Annotated in this window: 13 protein-coding genes; 11 read left to right on the forward strand and 2 right to left on the reverse strand. The window is 37.8% G+C overall.

Translation table 11 applies throughout. The features are described 5' to 3' along the window. Positions 1 to 121: 121 nt before the first annotated feature. Positions 122 to 1,270 (forward strand): acyl-CoA dehydrogenase family protein, encoded by a 1,149-nt coding sequence (locus ACRX5O_RS17170; RefSeq protein WP_433907050.1) that lies wholly within the window; start codon positions 122 to 124, stop codon positions 1,268 to 1,270. A gap of 75 nt (positions 1,271 to 1,345) precedes the next feature. Next, the gene (locus ACRX5O_RS17175; RefSeq protein WP_433907051.1) at positions 1,346 to 1,966 is read left to right on the forward strand and encodes an NUDIX hydrolase; all 621 of its coding nucleotides are present in this window, start codon (positions 1,346 to 1,348) and stop codon (positions 1,964 to 1,966) included. Here ACRX5O_RS17175 and pdxR read toward each other — a convergent pair. Continuing rightward, positions 1,958 to 3,376: a MocR-like pyridoxine biosynthesis transcription factor PdxR gene (pdxR, locus tag ACRX5O_RS17180; protein WP_433907067.1), complete on the reverse strand. Its 1,419-nt coding sequence runs from the start codon at positions 3,374 to 3,376 to the stop codon at positions 1,958 to 1,960. The genes ACRX5O_RS17175 and pdxR overlap by 9 nt on opposite strands. A 100-nt stretch (positions 3,377 to 3,476) precedes the next feature. On the opposite strand from pdxR, the gene ACRX5O_RS17185 reads away from it, so the two are divergent. The 5 genes from ACRX5O_RS17185 (at position 3,477) to ACRX5O_RS17205 (ending at position 7,874) form a co-directional block, all read left to right on the forward strand. Beyond that, complete coding sequence (locus tag ACRX5O_RS17185; RefSeq protein ID WP_433907052.1) at positions 3,477 to 3,875, forward strand: GNAT family N-acetyltransferase; 399 nt, start codon at positions 3,477 to 3,479, stop codon at positions 3,873 to 3,875. Positions 3,876 to 3,976: 101 nt separating this feature from the next. Beyond that, the gene (locus ACRX5O_RS17190; RefSeq protein WP_433907053.1) at positions 3,977 to 4,840 is read left to right on the forward strand and encodes a hypothetical protein; all 864 of its coding nucleotides are present in this window, start codon (positions 3,977 to 3,979) and stop codon (positions 4,838 to 4,840) included. A 110-nt stretch (positions 4,841 to 4,950) separates the two neighbouring features. After that, positions 4,951 to 5,478 (forward strand): CBO0543 family protein, encoded by a 528-nt coding sequence (locus tag ACRX5O_RS17195; RefSeq protein ID WP_433907054.1) that lies wholly within the window; start codon positions 4,951 to 4,953, stop codon positions 5,476 to 5,478. Between the two features lie 99 nt (positions 5,479 to 5,577). Beyond that, on the forward strand, positions 5,578 to 7,131 hold the full coding sequence (locus ACRX5O_RS17200; RefSeq protein ID WP_433907055.1) for a sensor domain-containing diguanylate cyclase: 1,554 nt from the start codon (positions 5,578 to 5,580) through the stop codon (positions 7,129 to 7,131). A gap of 188 nt (positions 7,132 to 7,319) precedes the next feature. Continuing rightward, positions 7,320 to 7,874 carry a DUF2179 domain-containing protein gene (locus ACRX5O_RS17205; protein ID WP_433907056.1) on the forward strand — a complete coding sequence of 185 codons (555 nt, stop codon included), beginning with the start codon at positions 7,320 to 7,322 and terminating at the stop codon, positions 7,872 to 7,874. Positions 7,875 to 7,894: 20 nt separating this feature from the next. Here the strand turns inward: ACRX5O_RS17205 and ACRX5O_RS17210 are convergent, their stop codons facing one another. Further along, the gene (locus tag ACRX5O_RS17210) at positions 7,895 to 8,581 is read right to left on the reverse strand and encodes a TetR/AcrR family transcriptional regulator (RefSeq protein WP_433907057.1); all 687 of its coding nucleotides are present in this window, start codon (positions 8,579 to 8,581) and stop codon (positions 7,895 to 7,897) included. A 189-nt stretch (positions 8,582 to 8,770) separates the two neighbouring features. On the opposite strand from ACRX5O_RS17210, the gene ACRX5O_RS17215 reads away from it, so the two are divergent. From ACRX5O_RS17215 to ACRX5O_RS17230, 4 genes are all read left to right on the forward strand, one after another. Beyond that, complete coding sequence (locus ACRX5O_RS17215; protein WP_433907058.1) at positions 8,771 to 10,345, forward strand: BCCT family transporter; 1,575 nt, start codon at positions 8,771 to 8,773, stop codon at positions 10,343 to 10,345. A gap of 32 nt (positions 10,346 to 10,377) precedes the next feature. Next, the gene (locus ACRX5O_RS17220; RefSeq protein ID WP_433907059.1) at positions 10,378 to 12,426 is read left to right on the forward strand and encodes a CocE/NonD family hydrolase; all 2,049 of its coding nucleotides are present in this window, start codon (positions 10,378 to 10,380) and stop codon (positions 12,424 to 12,426) included. Between the two features lie 146 nt (positions 12,427 to 12,572). Next, entirely contained in the window at positions 12,573 to 13,154 is a 582-nt protein-coding gene (locus ACRX5O_RS17225; RefSeq protein ID WP_433907068.1) for a pyridoxamine 5'-phosphate oxidase family protein, read from the forward strand. A 108-nt stretch (positions 13,155 to 13,262) separates the two neighbouring features. Beyond that, positions 13,263 to 14,009 carry a GTP pyrophosphokinase gene (locus tag ACRX5O_RS17230; protein ID WP_433907060.1) on the forward strand — a complete coding sequence of 249 codons (747 nt, stop codon included), beginning with the start codon at positions 13,263 to 13,265 and terminating at the stop codon, positions 14,007 to 14,009. Positions 14,010 to 14,118 lie beyond the last annotated feature (109 nt).

Genomic DNA, 14,118 nt, shown 5'->3' on the forward strand with positions numbered 1-14,118 from the left:
TAGTTGCTATCAGCTAATATATCATAACGAAAGAAATGCTGAAATAGTAATAAACCTGAAGCGGAGGTAATAAGAATGAATTGACTTCAAGGTTTCATTAATGAAAGGGGGCTACATTTCAATGAAAGCTTCTTTTTTAACAGATGATCATGATATGTTTAGAAAGGCTCTACGCAAAATGCTTGAAAAGGAAGCCTATCCATTTTTTAAACTGTGGGAGGACAAACGCCACATACCAAAGGGATTTTGGATCAAGCTGGGTGAAAATAGTTTTTTGTGTCCGTGTATTGATGAGAAATATGGTGGCTTAGGATTGGATTTTTCATATGCAATGATATTAATAGAAGAGCTAGAAAAGGTAGGACAGGGAGTTGCTAGCGGTATTTGCTTACACTCTGAAATCGTAAGCCCTTACATTGAGCAATTAGGAACGGAAGAGCAAAAGGAAAAATGGTTACCTGGCTTTATTGGTGGACAAATAATATCAGCCATTGCAATGACAGAGCCAGGGGCAGGTTCAGATTTAGCTGCCATACGAACGACGGCGAGAAGGGACGGAGACTTTTTCATCGTTAATGGAGAAAAAACATTTATTACAAATGGAACAGAGGCAGACCTTGTGGTAATTGTGTGTAAGACAGATCCGAAAGCTTCACCTGCTCATAAAGGGATTAGCTTACTTGTCGTGGAAGAGGGGACACCTGGTTTTAAGAGAGGAAAGAAACTAGATAAAATTGGTATCCATAGTGGAGATACAGGTGAGCTAATTTTTGAGGATGCAAAAGTCCCGGTAAGCAATTTACTTGGTGAAGAAGGAAAAGGCTTTTATTATTTAATGGAAAATCTCCAGCAGGAGCACTTAGTTGTCGCTCTACAATGCCAGATTGAAGCGGAAGTAATGCTTGAATTAACGATCGACTATGTGAAAAATCGCCAAGCATTTGGTCAATCGATAAGTAAATTCCAGAACACTCAATTCAAAATTGCAGAAATGGCCACTGAAATCGATCTAGGAAGAGTGTATGTGAATCAGCTGGTCGAGCGCCATGTGAAAGGAGATTCGATTGTAAAGGAAGTCTCGATGGCCAAGTGGTGGATTAGTGAAATGGCCAAGCGCGTGGCATCCGAATGTTTGCAGCTTCACGGTGGATATGGATATATGGAAGAATACGAGATTGCTAGACGATATCGTGACATTCCTGTTGCCAGTATCTACGCTGGTTCCACGGAGATTATGAAGAATATTATCGCCAAGCAGCTAAAGCTATAGTAGAGGCTTGAGGAAATCCTCAAGCTTTTTTTGTGATAATATGAATGTATGATTTCACTCAAAAGGAGAGTTGTTATGGAGACAGAATTGCTGCGGATTTTTAATGAGGACCATGAGCCAATTGGAGTTGCCACACGGGCTGAAATACATGAAAAAGGATACTGGCACGAGACGTTTCATTATTGGTTGATGGAGAAGGAGCAAGGGATCGATTACATATTTCTTCAGCTTCGAAGTCCAAAGAAAAAAGATTATCCGCATCTTTTAGATATTACCGCCGCCGGCCATTTACTTGCCAATGAAACAGTAGAAGATGGAATACGAGAGGTGAAAGAGGAGATAGGGTTGACTGTCCATATGGAGGAGCTGATGTCTCTAGGAATCCTCAAGTATTCCGTTAAAATGGAGCCCTTACTTGATAATGAGTTGGCTCATGTATTTTTACATAGAAAAAATGTTCCATTCAATTCATTTGTTCTACAGGAAGAAGAGGTCGCAGGCATATACCGAATGAAGTTTACGGATTTTTCTGCTCTTTGGAGGGATGAAACGGAGCACATTCCAATGCAAGGCTTTGAAGTTCAAAATGGAGAGAAATATTTTTATGAAAAATCTGTTGGCAAGGAACAATTTGTCCCTCATGATCAATCGTTCTATGAGGCTTTAATCAATAAAATACAGCAGGAGCTAAAATAGCTCCCATGCTGTTTGTAAAAGGTTAATCCCGGTATGAATTTCGCTTTCTGTTACACCACCATATCCGACCAATACTTTTGGCGTAAGCGGCTGGCTATTGCTGTCATAATAAACAGAAGTAGGATACACCCTAACGCCGACTTTTTCTGCATAACTTATTAACTGACTTTCGGTCATGTTGTTATGTACCTCGAGTAAAATATGTAATCCAGAATCAACTCCAATCACTGTTACGTGTTTTCCAAATTTTTCTGTAATTAGAGAGAGCAAGGTGGATTGTTTTCTTCTATAGGTGGTTCGCATTTTCTGTAAATGACGACTCCAGTGACCTTCTTTCATAAATAGATACAAAGTTTGTTGATGCAGTCTTGATACGGTCTGCTTATAAATGGAAAAACGATTTTGATATCTTGAAAGAAGGGGAGGAGGAAGTACCATATAGCTAATTCTTAAAGAAGGAATCAATGATTTTGAAAAGGTACCAAGATAGATAACCCGTCCCTGATGATCAAGACCTTGTAGCGAAGGAATGGGTCTTCCTGTATGGCGAAATTCTCCGTCGTAATCATCCTCAATAATATAACTATCCGTTTCCTTTGCCCATTTCAATAGTTCCATTCTTCGTGAGATTGGCATCACCATTCCCAATGGAAACTGATGCGAGGGGGTCACATACGCTACGGTTGCCTCACTGTCTCTTAAATCTTCCATTTTAATTCCATCTTGATCTAAATTAATTCCGAGAAGCTTGACACCTTGGTCCTTAAACGCCTCCCGCGAGCGGTGAAAGCCCGGATTCTCCATTGCATAGACTCTTTCTCGTCCAATCAGCATCGTTAGAAAGGTAACCATATATTGTGTGCCAGCGCCAATTAAGATTTGATCAGGTTCACATCTAACTCCACGCGATTGGTATAAATACTTGGCAATTTCGATGCGAAGAGGGAGGTCTCCTTGCCGGTGGCCACTTAATAAGAGATAGCTTTCATCTTCATAAAGGCTTTGTACAGTCAGTTTACGCCAGGTAGTAAACGGAAACTCATTTAATGCAATGTTTCCGTGGCCAAAATCCACTTTTATGGGCTCTGCTTGAGGTACCTTTTGATGGCTGACACGCTCTTCTGTGTGTTCATTTTCGATCGGTTGCCTATCCATTTCAAGTTCAGTGACAAACAGTCCCTTTCGCGGTTCACTTTTGACATACCCTTCCGCGATTAACTGTTGATAAGCTGTCTCAACGGTTGTTTGGCTGATTCCCAAATGTATAGACAGCTTTCTTTTTGAAGGCAATTTTGTTTCTGGAGTGAGTCTCCCTTCAACCATTTCTTTTTTAAAAAAAGAATAAAGCTGTAAGTAAAGTGGCTCCGCATGATCTGGATCTAAAGTTACTGTGATTTCAAGGATATGTATCTCCTCCTTCTATTCAATCTGGCGTGGTTAATTATAACATATCTGGCACTTTGGAGATAGCCAGTAGATGAGTAAAATAATAAAAAAAGGAGGATGAAACATGATTACAATACACTATGATGAAAATAAAAAAATTACTGCAGAGGAACTGGCAGACGTTTTTCGCAAATCTGGCATAAGAAGACCCGTTGAGGACCTGCCTAGACTACAAAAAATGATTGACCAAGCAGATATTACTATGACAGCATGGGACGGAAGGAGACTTGTAGGTATTGCAAGAGCCATTACCGATTTTAGTTACTGCTGCTATTTATCAGATTTAGCCGTTGATCAAGATTACCAGAATCAAGGGATTGGAAAAGAACTCGTGAGACGCGTTCACGAACGGTTAGGAGAAGAAATATCTTTAATCCTTTTAGCATCACCGATAGCCATGTATTATTACCCGAAAATTGGTTTTAAACAAATCGAGAATGGTTATATTATCCCTAGAAAATAGAAAAAAACCAAATTTAATGGGAAATTTGGATGATTCGATGAAGATTTTTGTCGAAATTTGGAATACTGTATAGTAAGAGAATAGAGAAGGGGTGGTCACTTATGAACTATCATTCCGTCTGGTATATTGCGTTAGTGGCCGCAAGTAGCTTTCTTTTCTTATATACTTACTCTAAAAAGAGGAATCAGCCAGTTTTCTTATTATTGTTAGCGGCTATTGGGTTTGGTTATATCATTGAGGGTGCTATCTATAACTTTCTGCATAGTTACGTGTATTACCCGCATTTTATTACTAGTAATCCTACGTATGATAGTAATCTTGGAGCCATTGCTTCTAATGCATTTGTCTTACCAGTTATCGCTGTTTTTCTAGCGACCTTCAGAAAGAATTGGAGATGGTCACTGTTCTTTTCGCTCATGCTCATTGGTATTGAATGGTTGTTCATAGAGATTTCTATCTATAAACATAATTGGTGGAGAAATGAGTTTACCTTTTTCGGATTATTATTTGTATATTTTCCAATCATCAAATTGTTGGACCGGTGGTTATTGAATAAACAAGAGGGTATTCGCCACTTTTTATTATTGTTCTTGATTGTTAGTCCCATTTTAGGAACGATTCATATGCTTCCCCTCATGTTTTTTTCCAATCGTTATTACGATTTGGGATGGTATGATAATGTGTTTCAGGATACCAATGCATTTGCAGCCATTTACTATATATGTTCAGGTCTAACTATAACGGCCTTAGCAAAATGGAAGATAAGATATAGATGGCTTAAATTTATCTTTTTAATAATCAGCCTGTTTTCTATTACGCGTTTCTTGTTATTTACCGGAATCCTACACATTTTTGTTTGGTGGGATCCATATTTATATATTACATTCCCTGCAATTGTTTTGATCCTAGCAGAAAAGGTCAGTAAGATATTGGGGAAGCGTTCCGAATTTCCATCCGAAAAATAGCACAGTGAGTCAACTGTGCTATTTGCTGTGTAAAAGTTCTTTATTATGGAGAAACTCGAAACATAGGGGGATTCTCCTAAAAAATGTCTCTAAATAGGAGATGCTCGGTCATGGTAAATGTACTCTATGCGTCCGTCTGGATTTTTGCGATGTGGAAATGGGGCGACTGGAAAAATTGGCAAAAATACTACCCAACCATTCTTTATTTGATCATAGGGGATTTTCTCTATTTGTATTTATTGTCAGATCTCTATCCTATGTGGAGATACCATCCACCTGATATCGACAAACAAGCAGGACTCACGAATACACATATTTCATTATCCATCATGATAATTAAATATCCTGCCACTACACTCATCTATTTATCCAAATTCCCGAGCACACGTAGCAAACAGGTTTATTACATATTAGGTTGGACTTGTTTGTACATGATCAATGAAGGGATCGACTATAAAACAGGTCTCATACAATACACTAATGGTTGGAGCATCAAGTGGTCTATTGCATTCAATTTGATGATGTTTACTACATTATGGGTCCATCATCGCAGGCCAATTTTAGCATGGGCTTTTTCTATTTTATTCATCTTATCATTGTGGCAAATCTTTGATGTACCGTCCAAGGTTTTCCGGTAAAAATTCTTACGATTTTCATAGGTTAGATATGAAAATTGTCGAATTTTGTCCGATATAGAAACTGACACAGAAAATATCACATCTATGCGGAGAAAACAGATGAATAAAAGAAAAATCACTTTACAATCAATCATATTATTATTAATAGCATTTGCGATGCTTGGAACGTATCTTGGAGTAATGATTTCTAGTATCGTCGTTAGTAAAGAAAATAGAGAAAAAGGCTATTTAAGTGAAAATCAGGTGTACGCAGAAAAGCTGGCAGACACAACAGATTTACTTTTTCGAAATATGTTGCAAACGCTTAAGGTGAGTGCCGGTTCGATTCATCCATTTACTCAGAATAGTGATCAACTATATGCAGAGTTAAGCCAAGTATTAACTTCAACAAACTTTTTTAATTCGGTTTTTTTAGTCGACAAAGAAGGAAAAATTGTCCGCTCTGCCCCACTTTTTGATTTAGAAGGAGTAAAGATTGATACTATTGGAGTAAATGAAGCAATTAACAAGAAGATGCCGCTTATCTCCCAGCCATATATAAGTAAGGTGACGAATAAACTAATAATCCTCATCTCTATACCGGTATTTGATGATAAGGGAGCGTACTTCGGTTTTCTTGGTGGAACGATTTACTTAAGTGAAGACAATAGCATCAAAGATACTTTAAGTCTTCATCCGAAGCATGCAGTTGATTCTTATGTGTATGTAGTGGATTCAGAAGGTAATATCATCTATCATCCAGAGAAAAATCGAATGGGTGATAATGTTATAGAAAATGGTGCCGTTAAACGTGTTGTAGAGGGTAAAGATGGTAACATTGAAATAACAAACTCGAAAGGAATTAGAATGCTGGCTGGTTATGCACATGTAAAAACGAGCGACTGGGGAATTGTGAGCCAGACTCCTAAAAATTCTTATATTCAACCTTCTATCGAATTAATAAAGCAGGTTGGAAAGGTTACTCTTCCGTTCGTAATCTTGGTTTTGGTCATTTCTATTTATCTATTGAGAAAATTTGTACATCCACTTCGAGAGTTAGCCCAGTATGCTCATCAAGTGGCTGAAAAAACAACGATTAAAAGGCCAGAAATTACTGAAGGTTATTTCGAAGTGAATGAGTTAAAACACACGATGTTTTTAATGGTAGACCATTATCGAACACAAATTCAAATGTTTGAAAACGAAGCTACACTAGATCCATTAACTGGTTTGTTAAATCGTCGAACTCTACAAAAGCGAATACATGAATTTAAAGAGTATTCGATCATTCTATTCGATATTGATCATTTTAAAATGGTTAATGATACGTATGGACATTTAATGGGGGATGAAGTTTTAAAATTCTTATCGGACCTTATTCGTAAACAAACAAGAGAATGTGACATTAGTTTCCGTTACGGTGGAGAAGAGTTTTTGATTCTCCTACCGAATACTACTTTAGAAGAAGCGTACCAAATTGCTGAAAGAATCAGGAAAACAACAGAAGAAACAATCAGTCCCATTGGTACGGCAGTTACAATTTCAGTTGGTGTCGGAAATATGCCAAACACCGCCAGCCATCACAATGAGTTATTTAATTTGATTGACCAAGCCTTATACCGAGCAAAAGGGAACGGACGAAATCAAACAGTGAAGGCGGACGAAGTCAAATAAGGATCACAAGAAACGCTTGTCACATATTTGGGGCAAGCTTCCCTAATGTAGGTTTGCTTCCAATCTTACTAGGGAAAATGTAAAGGGATTACATAAAACACAATTATTTTAAAAGGACTACTAGGGGATTTACAGAAACTCATTTTTTCGTTAGACTGTGCAGAGTGACAATGAAAGGAGGAATATGTATGGTTAAAGATATTATTCTCGTACTAGTTCTTCAGTTAATTTACGTTCCAACTTTTACACTGAGAACAATTTTCCTAGTAAAAGGGTTGAGAATGCAGGCAGCATTTCTAGGGTTACTTGAGGCACTCATATACATATTCGGACTATCGATCGTATTTAATGGGGAGCAAAATGTAGTTGTGATGATTGTGTATGCCATTGGATTTGGATTAGGTATCATCATTGGATCCATGATAGAAGAAGCATTAGCGATTGGATATACTACGATTCAAGTAATTTTAACCAATAAAAATATGAACCTCGTTGATCAGCTTCGTAAAGATGGCTATGGCGTGACTGTTTACGAAGGTGAGGGAATCGAAGCCATTCGATATAAATTAGAGGTATTAACGAAGAGAAACCAAGAAGAAGGTTTATACGACATGATTCAGCAATATGAACCGAATGCGTTTATTATTGCCTATGAACCGAAAACATTTAAAGGTGGTTTCTTGCTTAAGGCAATGAAGAAAAGGAAGAAAATGAAAAAACAAATTGAGGAAAACCACGTCTAATGATAGAAACACATCTGACCTTAATCAGATGTGTTTTTAATTGTATTAAAGTTAAGCACCTTTTCGTTTCGAACGATTTCAGAAATATAATTCATCGTGATAGTTGCAGCTTCATCGAAATTATAGGTTCTACGATTGTTTAAGATATTCGTAAACATTCCTTGCCAAATAAGAATGGTTATTTCATTAATTGCGTCAATATTTTCTTCTTTGATATGCCCCGCTTTACTTGCAAGTTCAAGGACGGACCTACCTCTTTTAGAGACATTTCTTTCAAATAATACGGGTTTAAGTTCATCAGGGATGTTTATCAAGTCACTTGGATAAGTTTTGTAATATTCTTCTAGTAGCTTTTCCGGGTTTTCACCTAAATCCATTATAAATACAGCATTAAAAATTTCTGGTGTCTCAAATGAGTGTTTGCAAAAGCACTCCCATGCCAATAAGTACTGTTCGAGCGGATCTTTCGCCCTTTGCATGTAGATAGCGACTTCATCCGTATATGATTTTAGAAACTTCATGGAAGCAAAAAAGATCAGATGAGAAACTTCCGAAAAATAATTATAGATTGTTGCACTATTATATCCGGCACGGTCAGCTACTTTACGAATTGTGATTTTATCTAAACCTTCCTCTTGAATAATATCAGCTGTTGAGTCCACAAAGTACTTCCACATTCTACTTTTTTTAATTTCCTTTTTGTTCAACGATCATTCTCCTCACAAATGTATATTTATATTCTATCTTAATTATCTGAATATTTCATATTGTTTTGGTATTTTTTATATGTTATTATAACCATAGTTAAAAAATAATCATGATTATTTTTTATATTATCATGTAAAGAGCTGTTTGGTTGAACTTTTTCATCAAAAACAAAAAAAGGGGTTGAATGCATGGAAAAGGTGAAAATTGATCCATTTGTGTTTTGGTCATCGTTAGTAGTAATTGTTGCAGCTACACTTTTATTAGTGTTAAATCAAGAATCGGCAGAACCGGTGTTAAACAATCTAATGACAGAAATTACTTATAAGCTAGACTGGACCTTTCAACTCCTAACGGTTGGACTTTTTGTTTTACTAATTTGGTTGGTTTTCGGACGATATGGAAAGGTGAAACTTGGGGAAGGGCAACCTGAATTCTCTAATTTTAGTTGGGGTGCTATGCTTTTTTGTGCGGGTATGGGAACAAGTATTATGTTTTGGTCGATAATGGAGCCAATCTACTATTATATTGGCCCACCATTTGGTATCGAACCCAGAACTAATGAAGCAGCAGAGTGGGCCGTTACATATGGATTATTTCATTGGGGCATTTCCGCTTGGTCATTATATGCACTACCAACAGTCACGATTGCGTATTCGTTCTTTGTAAAAAAGCAAACATCATTAAAAATTAGTACAGCATGTCGTGGAGCATTAGGTAAATACGCAGACGGTTGGGTTGGGAAAATTATAGATATTTTAGTGATTTGGAGTCTTGTTGGTGGTTTAGGAACCTCCCTAGGTCTTGGTGTACCAATGATTTCAGCAGTAATAGGTGAAATTTTGGGTATGAAGCAATCACTCGGTCTCAGTATTGTCATAATTTTAATTTGGACAGTCATTTATTGCTCTAGTGCTTATCTAGGACTTTATAAAGGAATCCGTAAGCTAAGTGATATCAATGTTTATCTAGCATTGGGTCTTGCTATTTTTGTTCTCCTAGTAGGACCAACTTTATTTATCCTCTCTTATTTCACAAATAGCCTTGGTTTAATGCTACAAAATATCGTTCATATGAGCTTTTATACAGATCCAATAGATAAAGGTGGATTTCCACAGGCATGGACAGTTTTTTATTGGGCATGGTTTGCTGCTACAGCACCTTTTATGGGTTTATTTGTTGCTCGTATTTCCAAGGGAAGAACAATTAAAGAGCTAATAAGTTCGATTCTTCTTTGGGGTTCATTAGGAAGCTGGCTCTATTTTGCAGTTTTTGGTGGCTACGCCATGCATCTCGAGCTCAATAATATTCTACCAATCACTCAAATTTTAAGTGAACAAGGCGGGCCAGCTGTTGTGGTAGAACTATTAAACACTTTACCTCTTAATAAGTTAGTTCTCATTTTCTTTGTAGTATTAGGTTTCATTTTCTTAGCTACATCACTTGATTCTGCCACATACATTTTATCAGCAATTGCAACGAAAGAATTAAAGGATCAGCAAGAGCCTGCACGCTGGCATCGATTATTGTGGGGAGCAATTCTTGCGATCATGGCAGTTGCGTTATTAATGGTGGGTGGTCTAAAGGTGATTCAAACATCATCTGTTATTGTTTCTGTTCCTGTTATTATTATTTACTTGTTATTAGCAATTTCCTTAGTTAGATGGTTAAAGCAGGATTTTGGAACTGAACAAACCATTCTAAATCACGAAAGAATAGTAACAGGAAGAAAGTCTGGCTTTACAGACAAGGAGGGAAGTTTTTAAAAGAATAAGAGTGTTCTTAGGGAGGTTTTTCCATGGTTTTTAATGTGCGTGATGCTAACCTGTGCATCAAAACAGAATATACTCATCAAATTCAAGAGATAGAACATGTATGGATTCCCATGTCAGATGGTACTCGGTTGTCTGCGCGTATATGGTTACCAGTTGATGCTGAGCAAAATCCGGTACCAGCTATACTAGAATATATTCCTTATCGAAAAAATGATTTTACCGCGTTGAGAGACTCAATTCGTCATCCTTATTTTGCAGGACATGGGTACGCAAGTATACGAGTAGATATGAGAGGGTCTGGTGATTCAGACGGAATTCTTTATGATGAGTACTTAGCTCAGGAGCAAGAAGACGCATTAGAGGTTTTAAGCTGGATATCCGAACAATCATGGTCAACAGGAAGTGTTGGGATGATAGGAAAGTCTTGGGGAGGTTTCAATGGTCTTCAGGTTGCAGCTCGACAGCACCCTGCTTTAAAAGCAATTATTACTTTGTGTTCAACAGATGATCGATACGCCGACGATGTACACTATATGGGGGGATGTCTTCTAGCTTCGGATATGTTGTGGTGGGCTTCCACCATGCTTGTCTACAATGGACGTCCTGCAGACCCTCGGATAGTTGGGGAAGAGTGGAGAAGTTCTTGGCTTGAGCGACTGGAAAAAACACCGCCATTTGTTGAGAAATGGGTAGAACACCAGCGTCGTGACGATTATTGGAAGCATGGGTCCGTATGTGAGGATTATTCAAAGATTAATATACCCGTCTTTGCTGTCGGTGGCTGGGCAGATGGCTATACAAATGCAATTTTTCGATTGCTTGAAGGGTTGAAAGGTCCACGAAAAGGATTAATTGGTCCGTGGGCCCATGAGTATCCAGAGGTAGCTATACCAGGACCTGCTATTGGTTTTCTACAGGAATGCCTTCGTTGGTGGGATCAGTGGTTAAAAGGGAAGGATACCGGTGTGATGGAGGAGCCTTTACTAAGGGCTTGGGTGCAAGATAGTGTCCCTCCACAAGTAGATTATAAGGAAAGGCCAGGGAAATGGGTGGCAGAGGCAGAGTGGCCTTCACCCAATATCCTATTTAAAGAGTACTGGTTAGGTGAGGAAAAGTTAGCAGAAACGGCGTTAGCGGAAAAAATAGTTACCATTCCGAGTGTACAAAGTCATGGATTGTATTCGGGTGTTTGGTGTCCGTTTGGGCAACCGGGTGATTTAGCCTCTGATCAGCGATTCGAGAATGGATCAGCCATCTGTTTCTCTTCAGCCCCCTTACAACATGACGTTGAAATTCTCGGATTTCCAGAAGTATCTGTAGAATTGTCTTCTAATAAGCCTAATGCTTTACTTTCTGTTCGGCTATGTGATGTGGACGAAGATGGGGCATCGACATTAGTAAGCTGGGGACTACTGAATCTAACTCACCGAAATAGCCATGAGCATCCAACTCCATTGGAACCAGGGGAGCGCTATACAGTAACTATTCAATTAAATGCAGTTGGTCATAAGTTGAAAGCTGGTCACCGATGGCAAGTGGCATTATCTCCAACGTACTGGCCCCATGCTTGGCCATCAGCAGAACCAGTTACGTTACAATTATTCTCTGGAAAAAATACAAAAGTGAGACTTCCATTACGTATTTCCTCCCCACTAGATAGTACACTCCATGTATTCGGAAGACCGGAAACGGCTCCCGTTATGGAAAGAAAGATTCTAAGAGAAGAAAGCCGTTCACGTAACATCTCTCATAATCTACTAACAGGTGAATGGGTGCTTGAGGATTACTCTGATGAAGGAACACGTCACTTAATAAGTAACGATATTGAGTATGGAAGTGAAAATAGAAATATATATCAGATTAAGGATGGAGATCCACTATCTGCGAAAGTAACCTGTGAATGGACATTGAATATAGGTCGAGGAAATTGGCAGACTAGGCTTGAAAGTTTCAGTACGATGAGTGCAGATAAAAGCACTTTTTTTATAAAAAATGAATTAAATGCGTTTGAGGGGGAGAAACAGGTGTTTAGTAAAACGTGGACATCTGAGATTCCTCGTGATTTCGTATAGTGTTAGTAGCCCTTGCATTTTTATATGTAAGGGTATTTTTTTACAATTTCAAATTATACAATTACACTATAGATAAAGGGGAGTTGGATACGTTGAAAAAAATAACTTTTAAAGAAACGATTTGTACCGAGAATGAACTTCGATCCATGATAGGGTTTCCAAGTGAACTGGTGAAAAACAAGACCATTTCTATTATTGATGACCATTGTAGAGATTTTATTTCAAAGTCGCCTTTTTTAGTATTATCCACGTCTGACAAGGAAGGTTATTGTGATGTGTCACCGAGGGGAGATTTACCTGGATTTGTACACGTATTAAATGAAAACCAGTTAGTCATCCCTGAAAGACCTGGGAACAAGCGAATGGACTCTATGCGCAATATTTTATCTAACCCACGAGTGGGCTTGATCTTTTTCATCCCTGGTCTGGGTGAAACATTGCGGGTAAACGGACAGGCTACCCTGATAAAAGATCCGGAAATACTGGAGAGTATGGCCGTAAAGGGAAAGTCGCCGTTAGTAGGTATTGCTGTTGATGTGGAAGAGTGTTTTATTCATTGTGCAAAAGCATTTATTCGATCAGGTTTATGGGAACCATCTTCATGGCAGGAGAAAGGATTATTGCCTTCAGTGGCTTCTATCATTTCTGACCATGTGAATTTACCGAATACGACTGCTAAGACGGTAGAGGAAGGGCTGAAAGAAAGCTATAAGGAAAGACTTTATTAAGACAGTGTGTGAGAATTCGTCCTTGTGTTTTAAATTGACAATGTTTGTGAAGAGGTGTACATTTAACTCGGGTTAAATACTTCTTTCTTAAAGGGTGAAATAGAACCGATGAGTTCCAATCAAGCACTAGACTTAAAGCTATTAAAAAAGTTTAAAAACGAACTAACAAGATTTATGATGCTATATCAATTTGGTATTGATGAGTTAAATACGAAAATTGATATTCTAAAGCAGGAATTTCAATATATTCATGATTACAGCCCCATTGAACATGTAAAATCTAGAATCAAATCACCAGAAAGTATTCTTAAAAAGGTACAAAGAAAAAATCTAGATTTATCATTGCCAAGCATAAAGGAAAACATTAAAGATATTGCGGGCATTCGGATTACCTGCTCCTTTATTTCAGATATTTTTGAGATAAGTAGAATGCTGGAGAACCAAAGCGATATCGAAATAGTGGAAAAGAAAGATTATATTAATCATCCGAAACCAAATGGCTATCAAAGCTTGCATTTAATCGTGAAAATTCCAGTTTTTATGTCAAATGGCATTGAATATGTATATGTGGAAGTACAAATCCGTACCATCGGGATGGATTTTTGGGCAAGTCTTGAACATAAGATTTATTATAAATTTGATAACGAAGTTCCCGCTTATTTATCAAAAGAACTGAAAAACGCTGCAGATACAGTAGCGATGTTAGACAAAAAAATGGAAGTTTTACATGAAGAAATACGTAAGCTGGATAACGATGATGACATAGAAAATGAGCTTAACCTTTTAAATGCCAGCGGGAAAAAACTAAATATTCCGATGGCACTCTTAGAGAGCTTGTCTAAGGATAAAGAGTAGCAGAAACATATGAAAAAAGGACGATTGAATATTGAACTATACCCCATAAAATGGACAGTTTAATAAAGAGACTTAAGCTGCCAACAGATGACTTCGGTATTGAGCCGGA

It is taken from the genome of Robertmurraya mesotrionivorans, from assembly GCF_050971805.1.
GTDB lineage: Bacteria > Bacillota > Bacilli > Bacillales > Cytobacillaceae > Robertmurraya_A.